Origin of the sequence: Rhodanobacter sp. DHB23 (genome assembly GCF_014842975.1) — a bacterium.
Classification (GTDB): Bacteria; Pseudomonadota; Gammaproteobacteria; order Xanthomonadales; family Rhodanobacteraceae; genus Rhodanobacter_A.
The window spans coordinates 592,358-611,901 of the sequence record NZ_JACYXK010000028.1 but is presented as its reverse complement, the minus strand read 5'-3'; the positions used below and the strand labels follow the sequence as shown (position 1 = coordinate 611,901).

15 protein-coding genes are annotated in these 19,544 nt (G+C 66.4%); 3 read left to right on the top strand and 12 right to left on the bottom strand.

What is annotated here, in order from left to right; translation table 11 throughout:
- Window positions 1-13: 13 nt before the first annotated feature.
- The 11 genes from IHE47_RS14690 to IHE47_RS14640 all read right to left on the bottom strand — a co-directional run bounded on the left by IHE47_RS14690 (window position 14) and on the right by IHE47_RS14640 (window position 13,834).
- Window positions 14-1,459 carry an APC family permease gene (locus IHE47_RS14690; RefSeq protein ID WP_192107104.1) on the bottom strand — a complete coding sequence of 482 codons (1,446 nt, stop codon included), beginning with the start codon at window positions 1,457-1,459 and terminating at the stop codon, window positions 14-16.
- Window positions 1,460-1,472: 13 nt separating this feature from the next.
- On the bottom strand, window positions 1,473-2,702 hold the full coding sequence (locus IHE47_RS14685) for a hypothetical protein (RefSeq protein ID WP_192107102.1): 1,230 nt from the start codon (window positions 2,700-2,702) through the stop codon (window positions 1,473-1,475).
- A 58-nt stretch (window positions 2,703-2,760) separates the two neighbouring features.
- Window positions 2,761-3,975 carry an MFS transporter gene (locus IHE47_RS14680; RefSeq protein WP_192107100.1) on the bottom strand — a complete coding sequence of 405 codons (1,215 nt, stop codon included), beginning with the start codon at window positions 3,973-3,975 and terminating at the stop codon, window positions 2,761-2,763.
- On the bottom strand, window positions 3,972-5,021 hold the full coding sequence (locus IHE47_RS14675) for an alpha/beta hydrolase (RefSeq protein ID WP_192107099.1): 1,050 nt from the start codon (window positions 5,019-5,021) through the stop codon (window positions 3,972-3,974). Before IHE47_RS14675 ends, IHE47_RS14680 begins: the two co-directional genes overlap by 4 nt.
- A gap of 60 nt (window positions 5,022-5,081) precedes the next feature.
- The gene (locus tag IHE47_RS14670; RefSeq protein ID WP_343227489.1) at window positions 5,082-6,512 is read right to left on the bottom strand and encodes an amidohydrolase family protein; all 1,431 of its coding nucleotides are present in this window, start codon (window positions 6,510-6,512) and stop codon (window positions 5,082-5,084) included.
- A gap of 258 nt (window positions 6,513-6,770) precedes the next feature.
- Window positions 6,771-7,550, bottom strand: a complete 780-nt coding sequence (locus IHE47_RS14665; protein ID WP_192107095.1) for a hypothetical protein — start codon at window positions 7,548-7,550, stop codon at window positions 6,771-6,773.
- A 175-nt stretch (window positions 7,551-7,725) separates the two neighbouring features.
- Entirely contained in the window at window positions 7,726-8,568 is an 843-nt protein-coding gene (locus IHE47_RS14660; protein ID WP_192107093.1) for a helix-turn-helix transcriptional regulator, read from the bottom strand.
- Window positions 8,565-9,395: a hypothetical protein gene (locus IHE47_RS14655; protein ID WP_192107091.1), complete on the bottom strand. Its 831-nt coding sequence runs from the start codon at window positions 9,393-9,395 to the stop codon at window positions 8,565-8,567. Before IHE47_RS14655 ends, IHE47_RS14660 begins: the two co-directional genes overlap by 4 nt.
- Window positions 9,392-10,597 (bottom strand): cytochrome C-binding protein, encoded by a 1,206-nt coding sequence (locus IHE47_RS14650; protein WP_192107089.1) that lies wholly within the window; start codon window positions 10,595-10,597, stop codon window positions 9,392-9,394. Before IHE47_RS14650 ends, IHE47_RS14655 begins: the two co-directional genes overlap by 4 nt.
- 50 nt (window positions 10,598-10,647) lie before the next feature.
- Window positions 10,648-12,780 carry a penicillin acylase family protein gene (locus tag IHE47_RS14645; protein ID WP_225561977.1) on the bottom strand — a complete coding sequence of 711 codons (2,133 nt, stop codon included), beginning with the start codon at window positions 12,778-12,780 and terminating at the stop codon, window positions 10,648-10,650.
- 214 nt (window positions 12,781-12,994) lie between these two features.
- Window positions 12,995-13,834, bottom strand: coding sequence for a YXWGXW repeat-containing protein (locus IHE47_RS14640; RefSeq protein WP_192107087.1), 840 nt, complete (start codon window positions 13,832-13,834; stop codon window positions 12,995-12,997).
- Window positions 13,835-14,214: 380 nt separating this feature from the next.
- Here IHE47_RS14640 and IHE47_RS14635 point away from each other — a divergent pair, with 380 nt between their 5' ends.
- On the top strand, window positions 14,215-14,991 hold the full coding sequence (locus tag IHE47_RS14635) for an iron-containing redox enzyme family protein (protein ID WP_192107085.1): 777 nt from the start codon (window positions 14,215-14,217) through the stop codon (window positions 14,989-14,991).
- 93 nt (window positions 14,992-15,084) lie between these two features.
- The gene (locus tag IHE47_RS14630; protein ID WP_343227488.1) at window positions 15,085-17,805 is read left to right on the top strand and encodes an EAL domain-containing protein; all 2,721 of its coding nucleotides are present in this window, start codon (window positions 15,085-15,087) and stop codon (window positions 17,803-17,805) included.
- Between the two features lie 9 nt (window positions 17,806-17,814).
- Here IHE47_RS14630 and msrA read toward each other — a convergent pair whose 3' ends face one another.
- On the bottom strand, window positions 17,815-18,495 hold the full coding sequence (gene msrA, locus IHE47_RS14625) for a peptide-methionine (S)-S-oxide reductase MsrA (RefSeq protein ID WP_192107081.1): 681 nt from the start codon (window positions 18,493-18,495) through the stop codon (window positions 17,815-17,817).
- 108 nt (window positions 18,496-18,603) lie between these two features.
- Here msrA and IHE47_RS14620 point away from each other — a divergent pair, with 108 nt between their 5' ends.
- Window positions 18,604-19,422, top strand: coding sequence for an arylamine N-acetyltransferase (locus tag IHE47_RS14620; RefSeq protein WP_192107079.1), 819 nt, complete (start codon window positions 18,604-18,606; stop codon window positions 19,420-19,422).
- The last annotated feature ends 122 nt before the right edge of the window (window positions 19,423-19,544 follow it).

The following is a 19,544-nucleotide window of genomic DNA, read 5'->3' as shown; positions in this document are numbered from 1 at the left end:
TCGTGGTGGATCGTCACTCGGCATTCTCTTCGTCGGCCGGTTCCGGCAGGGTCCAGCGATCCGCCGCGCGGGGTTTCAGATACAGGAAGTAATACGGAAACCCGATCGCGAAGATGCCGAGTGTCACCGCCACGGGCAGCCACGCGGCGATGACGCTTTCGTAGATCACCACCACCGTCGCTAGCACCATCGCGATCGGCGGGATCGGCCACCACGGCATCCGGTACGCGGCCTTTCGGGTCGAACCACTAATCCGACCGACCAGCGCGGCGAGGCCGACCAGCAAATACTGGACCAGAAGATAAGCACCCGACACGATCAACAGCACGTTGAATGGCAGCAGCCAAACGCACAGGCCACCCGCGACGCCCACGACGAGGGTAGCGGCGACCGGTGTGCGCAGCTTCGGATGCACGCTCGCCAGCGGCCGATTGATCCAGTCCGGCCAGGTGCGGTCGCGCGCGGACGAATAGAACAGGCGGCCAATCAGGATGATGTTTGCCAACAGGGCGTTGATGACGGCGATGGCGACGCCGATGCTGACGATTTCATTCACGACGCTTCCGCCCCGCGCCCGCAGGAAGTACGACATCGGGTCGGCCGTGCCGAGCAACCCGCTCATGCTGGGCGTGCCCAGCAGCACCGCAATCACCGGAATAAATTCCGCGGCGACCGTGATGGCCAGCGACCAGAGGACGGCGCGGCCGATGGTCGTACGGGCGCGCTTGGTCTCCTCGGCATAATAGACCGCGGAGTTGTAACCGTTGTAGGCGAACAACGCCGTCGCGGTGAATGAAACGACCAGACCCGCCGAGGCGCCGACCAGGATGCCGTGTGGACCCATCGTGGTGGCGTGCCAGAGCACGGAAACCGGCTGGCTGACATGCACAAGACCCAGTACCGCCAGCACGGCCAGTGCGGCGACTTCCAGGAACAGGAAGATGCCCGTCACCCAGGCATTGGCCTTGATGTTGAAACAGGCGACGACGGCCGTCGCAAGGATCACGACGATGCTGGTCCAGGGGGAGTCCATGCCCTTCCACACGACACCGAGGTAGGTGCTCACGCCGGACGCAACCACTCCAAGGATGCAGATGATGCAAACCATGCTCAGGAAAAGAAACGCGAGGCCATAGGGCTTGCCCAATGTGCGCGCGATGATCGTGTAGTCGCCGCCGGCAATCGGGAACGCGCTGGAGAGTTCCGCGTAGCAGAACGCAATCACCAAGCCGATCAGCGCAGCGATGGCGAAGGCGACGGCCGCGGCGCCACCGATCCCGGTGATCGCCGCGGGAGCGATGATGAACACGCTGGACGCCGGCGTCACCCCGGACAGCGTGATGAGGATGTTCTCCTTGAAAGTCAGCGAGCGGGAAAGATCCTGCGCGTACTTTGCGGTACCGGGAGGGCCGCACGGCAGATACGTACCCGGAGCAAGGGAGGCGGACTCGACGTTCATGCGGGCGTGCCTTTCAAGGATTGCCGAACACGGCGCCATGTGGCATCGCGCTGCCGTGCCAGCCGTCAGGCCAGTCGCGTGTCATGTCGATCGTTGCCGGGTCGAGTGTCAGTTTTCCCGTCTGGTGGTCGATCGTGGCGAACCGGACCTTGGTGTCGAGCGCGCCGTAGCCGGTGATGACCAGGCGATCGCCGCCCGGCTCGAGCGCCAGCCAGTGTGGATATTCGTCCGGCGGCAGCAGGATGCGGCTGACCTCGCGCGGATGTTCCGGATCGCGCATGTCCAGACTCACGATGGCGTGCCCGCTTTGCGCGGCTTCCACCAGAAAGTCGCCCGCGACCAGCGGCACTTCGCACAAGCGGTAACCGAAGTCATAGACATGTTGCAGCGTCGGGTGGTCGCTCGCCAGATTCCGGACCAGGAACAGACCGCAGTTGAATGTCGGCACGACGACCGTCTTGCCATCGGCCAGCAACCGGGGTTCCGACGAATCCGCAGCCGTGTCGTAAAACCAGTCGGGCTGCGACGGCAGCGGCATGGTCTTGATCAGCTTCAGGTCGGAAAGACGCCAGACCTGGGCAACATCGCTGTGCTGCGCACCCATCATGTCCCCGCTGCCCGTGACAACGCGATCGAGCTTCTCATCCACCGCCATGCTGTACGGGCGAATGTTCGGATGTCCGGGTGCGGCGGCCGAAGACGTCCTCATGGCGTTGCCTTGCGGATCGAATTCCACCAGTCCGCCCGCAGCATGGTTGAACCCTCCGGAATACTGGAACGTCGCCAGGGTGTTGCCGTCAGGAAGGTAAACGAAAGAGTGTGGATAGCCGAAAGCGCCGACGCTGCCGAATTTGCGCAGGAGCCGCGGATGCGCGGGGTCGCGAAGATCGAAGACGTAGGTGAGATTCCCGAGCCAGTCGTTGGCATACAGGACGTCGTTCGCAGGCTCGGCGTAGTTCGTGTGGTGCGCCATTACCGCCTCGCCGACGGGCAGCATCGCCACGAGCTTCCCGAACGAAGCCCCGGGACCGACGTCGAACACGGCGAGGAAATCTTTGCCCAGTCCGAGTCGATCGCGCCTTGCAGCAATATCGGCCGGGGTCATTGCCGTATCGGCAACATGAGGATGACTCGCCTCCATCGCCCACACGAAAAGATAGTGGCTGGACGCCGGTGATGCCGCAGCGCTCAGCGGGAACAGCAGAGCCAGAAGCAGTGCGCAACAGGAAATGGCTTTTTCCATGGATCTTCCCCTCACTGGTCTATGCCGAATAAACCATCCAGCTTCAGACGCGATGCCATCACGCCTGCTCCGGAAAAACCGGAGCTCGCGGTTTCGACCGCATCCACCACAGCATCAAAGCCAGCAGCAGGCACGACGCAATGCCAAGCCCTGCGTCGGCGATGAGACTGCCCGACACGCCGTGCCACGCGTAGGCGCGGCCATCCACGGCGATCATGTAGTCGATGGACAAGTTCAGTGCCGCGTTCAACACGCTGAAGGTCGTCGCCGCCAGCGGGTTGTCGCGCCCGATGGTCTCGAACATGATGGCGAAGCCACAGGTGATGGCCAGCGCCTGGAACAGACCTTCGCCCAGGAATGCCAGCGCGAACACCCCCTGCGTGCGCGGCAGCAGCAACAGGCCTAGCGTGAACAATCCGCCCACGATACCGATCGCGAGGTACAGTGGGCGCAGCGACATGCGCTTCGCCAGCAACGGCAGGACGAGGCTCCCCACGATGCCGGACAGGCTCAATCCCGCGCCGCCCGCGAGGCCGACGGCTTGTGCCGAGGCATGGAAGTCGTCGCCGAGTCCGCCCAGCACATTGGTGAGCGTGAAGGACGCCGAAGGCAGCAGGAACATGGCCAGCGCGATCAGCACTTCGCGGCGCTTGAACAACCGTCCCGCTTCACGGAAAAACTGCACAAAGCTCTCGCGTGCCAGCCGCGTGTCAGGCGGATTGACCGGTATGAACGGGTAGATCGCCAGCGGCACCAGTTGCACCACGCCAAGCAGAATCGCGGTGACAAGCAGCGGCAGCGCATGGAGCATATCGATCGCGACGATGGCAAACAAACCGCCGCCGCCGAGATTGGCGACCGTCATCCATGCGCTTACGCGGCCTTCGTCCTCGTGCAAAACGACCGTCGAGAACCATCCGCCCAGCGCATTCTGCATGAAGCTGCTTGCCAACATCGCCACCATCGAGAGGCCGACCAGCCATGCATGGCAATCCAGGTTCAGCAATGCCAGAGGCGTCAGCACTGCCGCGACGACCGTGCCCACGGTGGCGTAAGTGCGTCGAGTGAAGCGTACGTCGAGCATCGGGCAGATCACGAACGCCCAGAAAATCGGGGAGGCCGCCAATGCGGTGATCGACGCGATCCCGTCTTCAGGAACATGCCGCTCGGCCAGTGCCTGCGGCACGACGACGGCAGTAAGGAAACCGACCATGCCGAACGGTAGTGCGGTCATGCCCATCAGCCAGATCGGCGCGCGTGCGCGGGGTTTCATGGGGTCGTATCCGCATGCTCCGGCAGCTCGCCGAGGATCGCGTCGATCACGACCTGCGGCTGGTCGAGCTGGATGTAGTGGCCGCTGTCCGGTACGAGGGTTTGCCTGGCGTCGGTCGAGAGCAAGAGGAACGATGCCTGGGTTTTTGCGTGTTCCTGCTCGTAGGCAAGATGCTCCTTGTGCAGGGCTGGGGGGGTCTTGGCGTTGTCGTAGGAATGGTTCTGCGCCGTGAGGATGCGCAGCGGGCGGCTGCCGAACGAACGCCGGTGCGCGACCAGCCAGTCCGCATCGGCCGGCATTTCCTGCATCTCGGAAATGGCCGCGTCGTAGAGCGCCACGCGCGTTTCGGCGATGTGCAGGACGGTTGCATTGAGTGGCGGCGACCATTCCTTCATCGGCAGGCCGCGGAAGAACTGGTGCGAGCATGGCGTGCCCGGCGCGGGCGAGTAGGAGTGGCCGGTTGCAGGTATGGGCGGCAACGGCAGGTGATTCGCCAGCGCATGGCGGCACTGGGCCAGCGACCGGACGGCAGCGTCCATCTTGCCATAGTCGGTGGTCCGCTCCTTCGGCGATGCGACGTCTTCGTCCTCGATGTCCACGAAGACCCCGCCGTACACCTCGGGCATGTACAGGTCGGCAAACGTGCGGATGGTGTAGCCGCCGAACGAATGCCCGACCAGCAGGTACGGGCCAGGTATATGCGCGCTGTGCAGCGCCGCGTGCAGCTCCTTCGCGATCTCGACGCTGGTACGCGGCATCGGCCCGGCTTCGCTGAAACCGGAACCGGCGCGGTCGTAGCTGCAGGTGCGCGTGTGGCGCGCGATCACGGGCTGGATCGTGGCCCATGCGGGGGACCAGTCTTCCCAGCCGGCGTCGAAGACGACCGTGGGAGAACCCGAGCCCGTGCAGTAGACATTGAGCTTCGTTGGCCCGGCGTCCACCAGGTGTCCCGGTTGCGCGTAGATCTCGTCCCCGGGCGCCGCTTGCGCGGTGGCGGTCGAGGCGGCGGACACGAGAGCGAGCGCCATCATTGCGACGAGCTTCATATGCATTCCCCTGTCTGATGGATGCCGACGCCGGCTGGGGGCGGCAAATCCTGGTGGTCGTCAGTTCATCCCGATCGCGCCCTGCATGGACTTGAAGATCGCAGCGGTGTCGTAGCCGATGCCGTCCTTGAACACCAGCGGCATGTGTTCGATGGCGCTGACGTCCTTCGCCGGATCGCCGTTGATCACCACGATGTCGGCGCGCTTGCCGACCGCTAGCGAACCGATTTCCTTTGCACGGCCCTCGAATTTCGCCGCGTTGAGCGACAGGATTTCGACTGCCTGCGGAACCGTGAAGCCATCGATTTGCACCAGCAACTCGAGCTCGCGCTTGGACGAGAAACCCGGGACCACGCCGCCGTAGCCGGTCGGATCGCTTCCCCCCATCAGCAGACCGCCGGCCTCGACGAAGCGCTTCTCCAGCTGCCCGAGCTTGTGGAAAACCGCTTTGCTGATGAAGGGCGTCTTCTGCGTCTGTCTTTGCAACCACATTTTCTCGTAGTGCTCGCGCAATGGCGGATTCAACAGGGCCAGCGCTGCCTCGGGGGCTTGCGGCTGGCCGGCAACCCCGGTCTCGAACACGGCCAGCGTGGACGTCAATGCGACGTGCTTTGCAACCAGCAGCTTGATGAGCGATTCGACCGCAGGCGAATCGGGATCAAGTCCGGCTGCCGCCGCAAAGGTGGCCGTGTACCCCGGGCACTCGTCGGGCTGCTTGCCATTGACGAAATCGGAGGCCACGAAGAATCCGTGTTCGAGGTTGTCGATGCCGAGATCCGCGGCTTCGCGATAGGTCACCGAGCACAGGTGCCCGGTGATCTTGTCGTGATGCGCATGGGCCGCGTCGATCGCGGCCTTCAATTCCGCACGGGTGATGTGATCGTAGGCCTTGAACGAGGTGACGCCCTCGCCAGCCCAGTAATCGACGGTGCGCGTGGCGTCGGCCGCGTCGGCCAGCACGTGCATGTCTTCCGTCAGCGATTCGGCGCCATTGAGGTAGGGGCCGGTCACATCGATGTCGGGGCCGATGCGCTTGCCGGCGGTGATGTCGTTGCGCACATTCACATCCGCATACGGCATCATCGAACCGGTGGTGCGGATGGTGGTCTCGCCGCCGGCAAGGTAAAGCGGCGGAAAAGTGTGTGGCATCGGGGTGTAATAGACGAACGGCGGCCCACCAAAATTGCCGGTTGTATAGAACAGATGCTCGTGCATCATCACGAGGCCGGGCAGCAGGGTCTTGCCGCGGGCGTCGATCACGGTCGCGCCGGCCGGGACGGCGGTACCCGATGCGGGGCCGAGTTCCGCGATGCGGCCCTTGTCGATCACCAGCGTCTGGTCGTAGGCCGGGGCGCCGCCCGTGCCGTCGACGATGGTGGCGTGGGTGAAGGCGATGACGGGTTGCCTGTAGGCGACCTGGTTTCCCGGGGCAGCGTGGGCGGACGAAACGGACGCGAGCAGCGTCGCACCGAAAAGGAGCGAACGTTTCACGGCGGAATTCCCCTGTGACGAGAGTTTCCAGGCCGCGAGCGGCGCGGTCGCCGAACTGCGAAACTCAATCGGCGGGATGGTATACCCGTTCGACATGGGCTTTCATTTGGCCCGGCCAGAAATACACCGTGCGCAGGAATTTGCTGGCAGGGACGACCGTCCGGACACCCCGATACGGCCCGCCCGGACGGTCGTTCGATGGCGGGGCAAGCAAAACATCCGGGTGGCTGGTCGGTCACCCGGAGTTTCGCGTTGCGCTTATTTGCCGGCCGTATAGCTGAGGTCGGCGTTGTACTTGTCGAAGTGGTCGGATCCTTTCGCGATCGAATCGTCGAGCGATTTGCGAAGCGCGTCCGCGTCGGCCTGGCCGTATACGCCCGCGACCATCTTCCACAGCGCGGGGTTTGGCTCGGCGCCGACCTCGGCCCAGCTCTTGCTCCGGATCACCAGGATGTAATCGGGTGCGCCGTCGCCGCCGCCCTCGATCTGCGCGGTCATCCAGTAGTAGGGCCATTTGGCCTTGGCGGCTGCCGCGGCGATCTTCTTGATCGAACTGCTGAATGCCGTCTCGGCTTCACGCCCCGGCTTCAAGGTGTAGTCGATCACGCGCAGGATCGGCGGCGCGGCATGCGTTTGCCAACCGGCGGGCAAATTGCTCATGTCTGGTTGAAGGATCATGAACGCGCTGGTCTCGCTCTTCAGGTGCGGGTTGCCCTGCGCACGCCAAGTCGCGTCGCAGGCCTTGGCCTCGGCGTCGAGGGTGTCCATATCGGCCCACGTAATCGGTCCCACGTCGGACGAATACATGTAGTCGTTGCCGGTTTCATGGGTCACGGTCGGCTCACTGAACTTGACGTGATGCTCGGCAAGACACTGGTTGTAAGCCTTGATGCCGGCTTCGTACGCCAGTTGCTGGGCGGGGGCAACGGTATCGGTGAAATCTCGCCAGACGACAGCGTTGCCCGAATCTGCCGCAACGGCATTTCCGACAGCACTCGCTGCGAGCGCCGCAACCACACACACAGTCAGGATCTTCATACGTCCTCCGAACAATGATTGAGGCCAACGTGCAGCCATCCTCGGCTACCCGGTTGGGCGAAGTGGGGTGGGCAGCTCCCATGCAACCGCCAGAATATGTGCCGACCTACTGACTGCCGGGTCATGAGGGGACACTATTGAAGGATTCTTCGTCTCCCGCAGAAACGACACAACCCTACTGATCAGTAGGGGCGATCGGAGCAGGCGTGAGACGGCGCAGCCATTGCGCCATCAGTTCGGCGCGGCTGTGCGCGCCGAAGTTGTGGAGCACTGCCACGACGTATTGGTGCGTCGTGGCCGGGGTGAGCTTCAGCGCGCAGGCAAGCTCCTTCTCCGAAGCCCCGGTCAGCAGCAGACGCAGCACGTCGCGTTCGCGGGGGCTGAGCGGCCGAAAGGCATTCAGCAATCCGTGCATCTGCAACATCTCCCGATGCAGCAGCGTGCTGCCGCGCAGGAAAAATGCCAGCAAGTCGCGCTCGCGCGCCCCGAACCCCCGCCCGTCCCCGCGGTCGAATATCAAATAGGATTCGGCTCCCGGCGCCGTCGCCGAGGCGCCGATCAGGCGGTGGCCTATACCCAGCGGCGCGAGCACTTCCCGATTGATCCGGTCCCGCTTCCAGTCACGGTCACTGACGACTTCATCGCGCAAGAAGCAGCGGTTCTGCCCGGAACGGCTTGCCAGGGCGACCGTCTGCGGATCCATGTAGTTGTTCCGCACGGCATCCATGGCTACTTCGTGGGCGCGCTGCCACTCGTCCGTGGGATTGAGGGTCAGGCAGACGTTCGGTCGCCAGCCAAGCAGTGGATCGTGGGGATTCTTGCGTTCCCAGTTCTTCTCGCGGATCGCGCCAACCCACGTGGCGTTGACCGCGCCGATCTGCCGCGCCAGCGCACGCAGGCAGTGGTCAAGGGCATTCTGCGGATCGGACGCCGGAAACTCCGTCAGCTCGTGCCACAGCGCGATGACCGCGTCCTGGTCCCGCCAGGACAGGTGAAGCCCGGCTTCCGGTGCGTTCATTGACCCACCGGTGTGCCGGAAATGCGAGAAACAGGCCCGTTACTGTTGATGCCGGCGATATAGCTCAGCTCCGCGTTGTAGCGATCAAAGTGATCGAAAATTTTTGCAATCGCATTGTCGAGTGACTTGCGAATCGCTCCCGCCTCAGACTGCCCGTAGGCGTTCGCGACTATCTTCCACAACGACGGCTCAGGTTCGGCCGCGACGCCGGCCCAGTCCTTGCCGCCGAACGCCAGCTGATAGTCCGGCGCCCCCTCGCCACCACCCTCGACGGCCACCACGTTCCAGTAATACGGCCACTTCGTCCTGGCGGCTGCCGCCGCAATCTTCTTGACGGCGTCGGCGAAGGTGGCATGTGCAGCAGGCCCGGACTTCAGGGTGTAGTTGAAGACGTGCAGGAATTGCGGCGGCGCCTGGTTCTTCGCGTCTGCGGGCAGGTGGCTCAGCTCCGGTTCCTCCGTCATGACCGCGCCGCTCTCGCTTTCGAGGTGCGGATCGACTTGCGCGTTGAAGACCGCTTTGCATGGCCTGGATTCACTGCCCAGTTCGTCCCGCTGTGCCCACGTCATGGGTTCGCGCTCGAACGAAATCTCGTAAGTGTTGCGGCCGGTTTCGTGACTGACGGCGTATTCGCTGAACGTGACGCCGTGCTCGCGCAGGCACCGGGTGTAGGCCTTGATGCCTGCCACGTACGCCTGCATCTCGGCAGGCGCGATGATGTCGGTGTAATCGATGGTGACCAACGTCTTGCCGGCATTCGCCGCATGCACGCTGGCGATGCCGGAAACCGCAAGTGCCGCAACCGCACACGCAGTGAGCGTCTTCATGAACCCTCCGATGCACTTTTGATTGGTATTGCCACGGTCTGGGCAGTCGCAGGCCGGGGGGCCGGCACGCCGGACAGCATGGTCAGCTCGCGGTTTGTTTTCTCTCCCCGCAAGGCAAGGGGCCGAGCGGATGCCAGGGGGCGGGCGACGCATTCCCTGGCACCGGTGACGCTACCCTGCGCGCAAACCGCTTCATCGGCGGAGAGGCGAACGGCATCATTTTTCGATCCCGCACGCGACGCGGCATACGCCGCGACATCGATCATGTCCTTGAGCGTCAGATGCGAGACTTCCTGCACCATCGGCGCGGCGCCGGCATTGGTGCGCTTGCCCAGGCGGAACAGGATCAGTTCGCGCACGATGAAAGTCGGCGAGCGGCCTGCCAGATACGGAATGTCGCCCACGCCCTGCAGGGCTGCGCCGTGGCAGGACTCGCAGGACGGCGCCGTCCCCGCGCCGTGCGCCGCGATTTGCTCGCCCGCCGCGATGCTGCCCGGCGGCACGTAAGCGGTATAGACGACATGTTCGCTGCCGTGTTCGCCGTCTTCCGGCGCGACTTCGACGATGCGCTCGCCGATGGGTTCGCGCGCGCCGTTCTTGTTCGGCGCCAGCACATCACCACTCCAATGCGTTTTCGGCACGCTTGCCGCTTCCATCATCCTGACGTGCGGCGTGAACTTCAGCCCCGAGAAATACGCGATGGCGGCCTGCTCATCGGCTTGGTCGAGGTTGCGGGCCTCCTTCGCCATCACGTCGTTGTAACGCTGGCCATCGCGGAACGCTTGCAACTGTTCGCGCAGGTATGCGACGGATAACCCCGACAGTGAGGCGCTCGCCGGATAGCCCTCGCCGCCGGCGTTGTGGCACGCCGCACACGCATAGGCAGGCTTGCGCCCGAACGCGACGATGTGCGGCATGGGCGGATGGTTCTGCGGAAACCAGTCCGCGACCTCGAAGCCGCCCGCCAATTCCGCGCGCGTGTAGGTGCGCGTGCTGCCGGGTACGTGCATCGGTGCGTGCGGGTCCGGCTTTGCTACCTGCGAGGCTTTCGGCAAGCTCGTGTCCGGCGAATGCGGCTTGGGAAACGCCCATGCCTCGGCCGCATGGATCGCGGCATCCGGCGACGCTGCCGCCGCCGTTTGCAGCACCCATGCTGATGCGGGCGCAAGCAGAACGGCGAGCAAAACGACTGCACGTTTCATTTCGGCCCCCTTGCGATGGAAGCCGGCCGCATTGCACGGCCGGCTTCGGATCATCCGCCGGGATGGTACACCCGCTCGGTGTGGCCTTTGAGCTGGTCCGGCCAGAAGTACACGGTGCGCAGGTTGCCGCTGGCGTAGCGCCCGGCCTCGTCGGTGAAGTGCGGGGAGCCGGGTTGGCCGCTTTCGCCGCCGGCGGTGACGGCACGCGCGCTGACGCGCGGGCCGAACTCGACGACCGCCACGAAGCTGTTGCCGCTGGAGCCGTAGTACTTCTTCGTGCCGGCCCAGCGGTGCGCGCCGAACGAGGCCAGCGAGCCCCAGCGCGAGGACACGAAGGGCACCGGAATGCTGGGCCTGCCGTCGTCGAAGTGCGGCTTGATCGCGTCGTCGAGGCGCTGGAAACGGTTGATCCCGCCCCAGGCCACGCCCCAGCTGCCGAAGTCCTGCACAAGGCGGTCCACGGCTTCGTCCAGCGCGTGCAGGCGATCCCGCGCGCCGCCGTCGCGTGCGATGTAGTCGTAGGGCGAGATGCCGGCGACCTTCGCCCTGGCCACGCTCTCGTCCCATAGCGTGTCGCCCCAGAACACCGCCAGCGAGGTGGGCATGGAGGCGATGCCCCAGCGGTAGTCCCAGTGGCGCAGCAGTTCAACGGGTCCGGCCAGTTTCGCCTTCAGCGGATCGCCGGCGGGCAGGGCGTCATAGTCCTTCGTGAGTAGCGGGACCAGCTTCGCGAACTCGGGCAGGTAGGAGTCGAACGCGTCGGTGATCAGCCTGGGCATGCTGAAACCGCTGGCGCCGGTGAGCATGCCGGTGGCGTGGATGCCGCGCGGGTTCTCGCCGAAGGTGTCCATGTAGCGCGGGAAGTCGGCCTGCTTCGGGCTGTACTGGCCGGCGGCGGAATACGGCCAGTCGTTGGTGTTCATCGCCCAGCCGTTCGGCGGGTCCACCACCTGCGGCAGTTCGTCCAGGGGCGTGAGGCCGTGCCAGTCGGTGGCCGGGTCGCTGCCGTCCACGGGCCTGGTGTAGTCGAAGCGGTCGTCGCGCTTCGGCACGAATTGCGGCATCAGGAAGGCGATCTCGCCCTTGTCGTCGGCGAACAGGGTGTTGTTGGAGGAGTTGGCCTTGAGCTCGGCCACCTTCATGTAGCTGGCGTAGTCGTGCGCCTTGGTGCGCAGCCAGCTCTGCTCCAGCGCGGCGACGGGCCTGTCCATCAGCGCCTCGGCGATCCACTTGCCGCCGTCGCTTGCCACGACGGGGCCGTGGTGGGTGAAGTACGCGGTGAAGCTGCGCGTCTTCATCGAGCCGTCGGCGGCGCGGTAACGCACGGCGATCTCGCGTTCGGTCACCGGTCGCAGTTCCTTGCCGTAGCGGTAGTACGTCCCGCCGTCCTTGTGGACGATGGTCTCGGCGAACTCGTCCACGGCGTCGAGGCCGGTGGAGGTGTGCATCCAGCCGATGTGCCGGTTGAAACCCTGGTAGACGAAGAACTGGCCCCAGGTCACCGCGCCGTAGGCGTCCAGGCCCTCGTCGCTGGACATCTGCAGCTCGGAGCGGAAATAGAACGAGGTATGCGGGTTGATCAGCAGCAGCGCATGGCCGTCGGTGGTGAGCCTGGGCGCGATGGCGATGCCGTTGGAACCGGTGGGCTCGGCCCAGCTCGGCGGATTGGCCGCGGCCAGCGCCGGGTGCTCGTCGCCGTAGAACGCGGCAAGCTTTTCCAGCGGCACGCGTTCGATGTCGCCGCCGATGCTGCCCTCGGTGAAGGAGAGCGCCATCCACGGTTCGAAGTGCGTGATCACTTTCGGATGGACGTCCGGATGCGTGGCTAGATACCAGTCGAGGCCGTCGGCCCAGGCGTTCATGAGCTTCTGCAGCCAGCCGGGGCTTTGCGCGTAAAGCTTCTTCAGCTCGACCGGATCGGTCCACAACTGCTGGCGCAGATCCTGCCAGACCGCGGATTCGCCTTCGGCCTGCGCGGTCCAGCCCAGCGCAGTGAGGTAGTTCGTCTCCACGCGGTTGAAGTCGTCCTCGGCCTGGGCATAGGCCATGCCGAACACCGCGTCGGCGTCGCTCTGGCCGTGCACGTGGGCGATGCCCCAGTCATCGCGGGTGATGGTCACCGCGGCGGCCTCATGTTGCAGGCGTGCGTGTTCGGCGGTTTGCGCCGATGCCGCAGCCGGCATGCCGATGGCGAGGGCGACCAGGACTGGCCACGCGCGGGTACGGCGCAGGCCGGAGGTCGGACGGCGGGTGGGCATGCGTGCGGCACCGCTGCAGGTGGACATCGGGGCATCTTGCGGCCGCCGTCATGATCCGGCAAGGCGACGGATGGCCTATCCCCGACGAACAGGCCCGCCATGTGGCGGGCCTGTTCGTCATGCATGCCGTGGCGGCAGGTCAGTTGTGGTGATGGCGGTCCTCGCCGCCGCCGCCATTGCCGCCGCTGCGTGGCGCCGGGCGTGCGCTCTGCGCCGGACGCGCGGCGGGCTGGGCGGCGCCGCCCTGCGGCGGACGATACGCCTGTTGCGCGGGACGGTAGGCCGGCTGCTCGTGGTAGTAGTTTTGCGGCTGGTAATGCGTGGGACGGTAGCCGCCGTTGCCTGCCGGCTGGTAACCCGCGGCGCTGCTTCGCGGCGCGTAGTTGGCCGAGCGCAGCTCGGCATTGGTCCGCGGTGCGTAACGGACGCCGCCGGGTCCGCCGTTGAAGCTGGCGCGGCCGACGGCACCACCCGCCGCCACCGGCCTGTTGTAGACGTTGGTGATGTTGTTGGTGATGTGGTTCACCGAGCGGTTGTAGTAGAAGCCGCCGCCGCGCCAGTAGCCGCCGTCGTAGCCGTGGCCGCCGTAGCCGTAGCCGTAGTTGATGCCGCCGTAGTAACCCACGGTGCGACCCCAGTAGCCGGCGTGGAAGAGATACACGCCGCCGCTCCAGCCCCAGTAGCCCGGGGTCCACAGCGCGCCGACGTAGGGCGGCAGGATCCAGGCACCCGGCACCCAGTAGTAGGCGACGCCGTTCCAGGCCCAGTAGCCCGGCGTCCAGATGTAGCCGGGCGCGGGGATGGGCGGCTGCACGTAGACCGGCAGCGGCGGCGGCGCGATGTTCACCGAGACGAACACGCCGGCATGCGCACGGCTGGGGATGGCGACGGCGACGGCTGCGGCGAGCAGGGCTGCCGCACCCTTCGCCAGCCAGTGGCGGCGAAGGGAAAGGTTGGTCGTGGTGGTGTGGGCTTGCATGGCGTCCTCCCGGTTGCAGTGTGGGCATCAATAACGCAGCCGCAGCGGTTGCGGCGACTGCTGCGCGGCGTCGCGTTGGGCTGGGTTCAGCGCGTGGATGCCGGCACTCGTCCCGGAAGCCTTGCGCGGCAAGGGTTGGCGGCTTTCCGTACGGCGAGTGAACCGGGCCGCGGGACGCGTGTATCCGCCGCCGCCTCGCCCCGGCGCGGCGCATGGGGGCATGGGTGTTGCCCGGTCCGCGCCGCGATCGAACGACAGCATACTCGGCCGTCCATCGCGCATGGCGATGGACGGCGGCCGATTCGCGGGCGCCCGGCCCCCGAGGCGGCCATCCCGCAGCGACATATCGCCGGGCATCCCAACCGACTCAGGAGAATCACATGAATACCCGTTTTGAACGCACCGGCCCGCTGACCGAACTGGACAGCTATCCGCACTGGGCGCAGGACATGGTGGCGGAGTGCGAGCAGGCGAAGCAGGGCGTGGTCCAGCACGAATTGTGGGCAAGGATGAGCGAGGCGCGCCTCGACCAGGAATCCACGCGCAACTTCATGGTGGGCGTATGGCCGGTGATCGAGCGTTTCCCGGCCTACATGGCCCACAACCTGCTGAAGACCAGCTATGGCCGCAGCCCGGGCGACAACCTCGCCCGGCGCTGGCTGGTGCGCAACATCCGCGTCGAGCAGAACCACGCCGAGTACTGGCTGAACTGGGCCGAGAGCGCCGGTGTGCGCCAGGAGGAGGTGACGATGGGGCGGCCCCCGGCAGGCAGCCAGGTGCTGGCCTCGTGGTGCGAGGAGGTGAGCCGTGGCGGCGGGCTGGCGGCGGGCATCGCGGCCACCAACTACGCGGTGGAGGGCGCCACCGGCGAGTGGTCGCAGCGGATCTACGAAAGTGCGGTCTACGCCGAGAGTCTGCCCGAACCGGGGCGTACCAAGGGCCTGCGTTGGCTTCAACTTCACGCGGCTTATGACGATACTCATCCGTGGGAGGCGCTGGAAATCGTCTGCACCCTGGTCGGCATGGCGCCAGGGGTGGACCAGGTCCAGCACCTGGGCGAATGCGTGCGTCGCAGTTACACCAGCATGGCCATCACCCTCGACCATTGCATGAGGGGCCCGGGGAGGCGGGGGGTGTGGGCGGACGTCGCAGCCTGACCCCGGCGACGGCCAGCCGGGGTGCGTGAGTGCTTCCGGCGCGTTCTCAGGGTCACGACAAGGCAGGGCATGATTCCAAGCCGACCAAAGTCAGTGTCGCAACACCTGCTTCCGCTGGCGATCGCGCTGGCGTTCGTGGTTGGCTTGATCCTGAGCCTGACTTGGGGGGCCTTGCAGATCCAGGTGACTCTCGCCGGTTTCCTCAACGGCGAGAGTCTTTGGTCCAAGGCGCAGAAGCAGGCGGTGATCGACCTGGAAATCTACGCCCAGGGCGGCCATGCCGAGGTGCTGGCGGACTATCGCAAGAACATGAAGGTGCTGGCCGCGGATCGCTGGGCCCGCGACGCCATCGCCAGCGGCCATTACGACCATGCCGCCGTCTGGCAGGCGTTCCGCAGCGCCCATGTGATCCCCGAGGCGATCAACGGCATGATCTTCATCATGCGCCACTTCTCCTCGGCGCCCTACATGAAGCCGGCCATCGACGCGTGGTATTCGACCGACGACACCATCGACGAGCTGGAGCACATCGCCGGCAACCTGCAGCGGGCCTATGCCGACGGCAGCATCACGCCGGCCATGGTGGCGGCCACGCGTGCGCGCATCGCGGAAGCCAACCGGTTCGTCGGGCCGCGTACCGACGTGTTCTCTGCGCAGATCGCGGATGGCGCGGCCTGGATCGGCACCGTGCTGTTCCTTGCCGTGCTTGCCGCGGCCATCGTCGCCTCGTTGCTGTGGCTGCGCATGGCGCGCCACATCCTGCAGGGCATACGCAACAGCGAGGAGCGCTATCGCCTGCTGTTCGACAGCGCGAACGACGCGATCATGATGATTGACGAAAGCGGAGGTCGCATCCTCGAAGCGAACGACACGGCCAGGGCGTGGATCAACGGCGCGCGCGCACCGCTGAGCGGGCGCCGTTTCGAGGACCTGTTCGCCGACGGGCTGCAGTCGAAGGCGAAGGGCGGTGCCACCGGCATGCTGCGGGCCGACGGCAGCGGCGTCCAGCGTCCGGTGGAGATCGAGAGCAACCTGGTCGACTGGGGCGGTCGCCAGGTGCGGCAAGCCATCATCCGCGACATCTCCGAACGCGTGGCGATGGAGCGCGAGCGCCGCGTGGCGGCCGAGGCGCTGGCCGGCATCGCCGAGGGCGTGATCATCGCCGATGCGGAACGCCGCGTGGTTTCGGTCAACGCCGCGCATGCCGAGATCACCGGCTTCGACACGCAGGAAATGCTGGGGCGCCGCTTCGACGAGATACGCCGCATGCCCGACGGCGAGCCCTTGCTGGAATCGATCTGGTCGGCGCTGGCCGGAGGCCGCCACTGGAGCGGCGAGGTGCAGAGCCGGCGTCACGACGGCAGCACCTACCCCGAGCAGCTGAGCATCAGCGCGATCCGCGACGCGCAGCACCGCGTGCTGCACTACGTGGCGGTGTTCAGCAACATCCACGAGGCCAAGGCGCAACGGCAGCGGCTGGAGCACCTGGCCACGCACGACCCGCTCACCGGGCTGGCCAACCGGGCCGCGTTCGAGCGGCAGTGCAATGCCGCGATCGCCGCCGCGGGGCGGGCGCGCATCGCGGCGGCCGTGCTGTTCATCGACCTCGACGCCTTCAAGATCGTCAACGACAGCTACAGCCACGCGATGGGCGATCGCGTGCTGTGCAAGATCGCCGAGCGGATCAGGAAGCAGATCTCCGTGAACGATGTGGCCGGCCGCATCGGCGGCGACGAGTTCACCGTGCTGCTGGGGCGGCTCGAGCTGCGCGAGGACGCCGGCATCGTGGCCGAGCGCCTGCTCGCCAGCTTGGCCGCACCCATCATGGTGGACGAGAGCGAGATCGTGCTGAGCGCCAGCATCGGCATCGCCGGCTATCCGCTGGACGGCGCCGATGCCGCCACGCTGATCGCCAATGCCGATGCCGCGATGTACGCGGCGAAGAGCAGCGAGCGCAATACGCTGCGTTTCTACACGCCGCTGATGCAGGCCAACGCACGCCAGCGCCTGCAACTGGTGTCCGAGCTGCGCCGTGCCCTGGCCAACGACGAGTTCAGCCTGCGCTTCCAGCCCAGCATGGACCTGCGCAGCGGGCGCATCGAGGCGGTGGAGACGTTGTTGCGCTGGCAACATCCGGAGCGCGGCGAGCTGTCGCCGGGCGAATTCATCCCGGTGGCCGAAAGCCTTGGCCTGATCCGCAACATCGACGAATGGGTGCTGCGGGCCACCTGCGCGCAGATCCGCGAATGGGATCGCGCGGGGATGCCGAAGTTCCGCGTGGCGGTGAACGTGTCCGCGCGCTGGCTGGCCCATCCCGCTTTCATCAGTGGCCTGGGCAAGGCGATGCGCGAGTTCCAGATCGCCCCCCGGCGCATCGCGCTGGAGATCACCGAGGGCGCCATGCTGCGGCTGGGCGACGAGACGCAGCACACCATGCGCGCGCTGCACCAGCTGGGCATCGAGGTGGCGATCGACGACTTCGGCACCGGTTACTCGTCGATGGCCTACCTCAAGCTGCCGTCGGTGAGCTGGCTGAAGATCGACCGCTCCTTCGTCACCAGCCTGCCGCACGATGCCAACGACGTGGCGATCGTCGAGGCCATCCTGGCGATGGCGCGCAGCCTGGGCCTGCGCACCATCGCCGAGGGCATCGAGCGCGAGGGGCAGCACGCGTTCCTGCGCAAGGCCGGTTGCGACGAGGGGCAGGGTTACCTGTATTCCTATCCGCTGCCGGCAGCCGCGCTGGAACGCCTGCTGAATCCGCGTCCGGGATCGGCGCGGCTGAGCCTGGTGCCGCCCAAGCAGCAGCCCTGAGCGCCCGGGCTACCTGGTATACAAGGCCGGGAACCATTGCCTGAGGCTGGCGAGCTTGGGCGCATCGTTGATCGCGATATAGGGATCGTCCGGATGCTGGCTGGCGTAGTCCTGGTGCCAGCCCTCGGCGGGGTAGAAGGCGCGCAGCGGCACCAGCTGGGTGACGATGGGCGCGGCGTAGACCCGGGCCCTGCCGAGCTGGGCGAGGTAGGCGCCGGCGATGCGCTGCTGCTCGGGAGTGGCATAGAAGATCACCGAGCGGTACTGCGTCCCGCTGTCCGGCCCCTGCCGGTCGAGCTCGGTGGGATCGGTCGCCACCGAGAAGAACACCTGCAGCAACTGGCCGTAGCTGACCTGGGCCGGGTCGAACAGCACCTTCACCGATTCGGCATGGCCGGTATCGCCTTCGCTGACCCGGTCGTAATGCGCGCTGGCGGCGCTGCCGCCGCTGTAGCCGGCCCAGGTCCTGCGCACGCCCCTGACGTGTTCGAACACCGCCTGCACGCCCCAGAAGCAGCCGCCGGCGAATACCGCGACCTGTTCGCCGTGCGTACTGGTGGGAGGCGCATCCAGCAGCGGCGCCGGCAGTTTCGTGGCGGCTGCGGCGGCAGGCGGCAAGGTGCAGGCGCCGAGCAGGCCGAGGGCGAGCGCGACGGGCAGCAGGCGGTGGGGATGGCGTCGGGTGGTCATGACCGGCCTCGCGGGTTGGGTTCACCCGTTATTCGCCGGCGGGGCTTGCCCGGTTACCCCTGCGCCGTGCCCGCTGCTACCGTGGCCTCCTCCACCGGGAATCCCTGCATGTCCGACGCGATCGACCTGGACGCCTACCTGCGGCGCATCGGCTACCGCGATGCGCCGACGCCCGATCTGACGACACTGCGCGCGCTGGCGGCGGCGCATGCGGCGGCGATCCCGTTCGAGAACCTCGACCCGTTGCGCGGCGTGCCGGTGCAACTGGAACCCGGCGCGCTGGAACGCAAGCTGCTGCACGAGGGGCGCGGTGGCTACTGCTTCGAACAGAACCTGCTGTTCGCCGCCGCGCTGCGCGCGATCGGCTACACGGTGCATGGCTTGATCGCGCGCGTGCTGTGGAACCAGCCGGAGGACGCGGTCACCGCACAGACCCACATGCTGCTCCGGGTGGAGGCGAACGGCGAGAGCTGGCTGACCGACGTGGGCTTCGGCAGCATGAACCTCGCCGGCGCCCTGCGCCTCGAGCCCGACGTGGTGCAGCCCACCGGGCTGGAGCCGTTCCGGCTGCTGGAGCAGGGTGGCGAATGGCGCATGCAGGCCTGCGTGCACGGCAACTGGCTGACGCTGTACCGCTTCGACCTGGAACCGCGCGGATTCATCGACTACGTGGTGGCCAACCACTACGTTTCCACGTACCCGGCGTCGAACTTCGTGCAGCACCTGATCGTGGCGCGCACCGTGCGCGATCGCCGGCTGACCCTGCGCGACCGCGAATTCACCGTGCGCCGGCCAGGCGCCGAGCCGGAGCGGCGCAGCCTGCGCGACACGGCGGAGATCCGCCGGGTGCTGCAGCAGGAGTTCCTGCTGCGCGTGCCCGACGATGCGGTGCTGGAGCTAAAGCTGGCGGCCCTGCCTGCCGCCTGAGCGCCTGTCTGCGACCTTTCCGCAGGGAGCCTCGAGCCCATGCGGCCGGTGTAGGAGCGCGCCTCGTGTGCGAATGCTTTCGGCTTCGATCGAGACACCGGTGCATTCGCGCACAGGGTGCG

Coding starts and splice junctions, on each gene's coding strand:
- IHE47_RS14635 (WP_192107085.1), top strand. CDS start 14,215: ATGAATACCCGTTTTGAACGCACCGGCCCGCTGACCGAACTGGACAGC.
- IHE47_RS14685 (WP_192107102.1), bottom strand. CDS start 2,702: ATGGAAAAAGCCATTTCCTGTTGCGCACTGCTTCTGGCTCTGCTGTTC.
- IHE47_RS14680 (WP_192107100.1), bottom strand. CDS start 3,975: ATGAAACCCCGCGCACGCGCGCCGATCTGGCTGATGGGCATGACCGCA.
- IHE47_RS14660 (WP_192107093.1), bottom strand. CDS start 8,568: ATGAACGCACCGGAAGCCGGGCTTCACCTGTCCTGGCGGGACCAGGAC.
- IHE47_RS14650 (WP_192107089.1), bottom strand. CDS start 10,597: ATGAAACGTGCAGTCGTTTTGCTCGCCGTTCTGCTTGCGCCCGCATCA.
- IHE47_RS14675 (WP_192107099.1), bottom strand. CDS start 5,021: ATGAAGCTCGTCGCAATGATGGCGCTCGCTCTCGTGTCCGCCGCCTCG.
- IHE47_RS14645 (WP_225561977.1), bottom strand. CDS start 12,780: ATGCCGGCTGCGGCATCGGCGCAAACCGCCGAACACGCACGCCTGCAA.
- IHE47_RS14690 (WP_192107104.1), bottom strand. CDS start 1,459: ATGAACGTCGAGTCCGCCTCCCTTGCTCCGGGTACGTATCTGCCGTGC.
- msrA (WP_192107081.1), bottom strand. CDS start 18,495: ATGACCACCCGACGCCATCCCCACCGCCTGCTGCCCGTCGCGCTCGCC.
- IHE47_RS14640 (WP_192107087.1), bottom strand. CDS start 13,834: ATGCAAGCCCACACCACCACGACCAACCTTTCCCTTCGCCGCCACTGG.
- IHE47_RS14665 (WP_192107095.1), bottom strand. CDS start 7,550: ATGAAGATCCTGACTGTGTGTGTGGTTGCGGCGCTCGCAGCGAGTGCT.
- IHE47_RS14620 (WP_192107079.1), top strand. CDS start 18,604: ATGTCCGACGCGATCGACCTGGACGCCTACCTGCGGCGCATCGGCTAC.
- IHE47_RS14655 (WP_192107091.1), bottom strand. CDS start 9,395: ATGAAGACGCTCACTGCGTGTGCGGTTGCGGCACTTGCGGTTTCCGGC.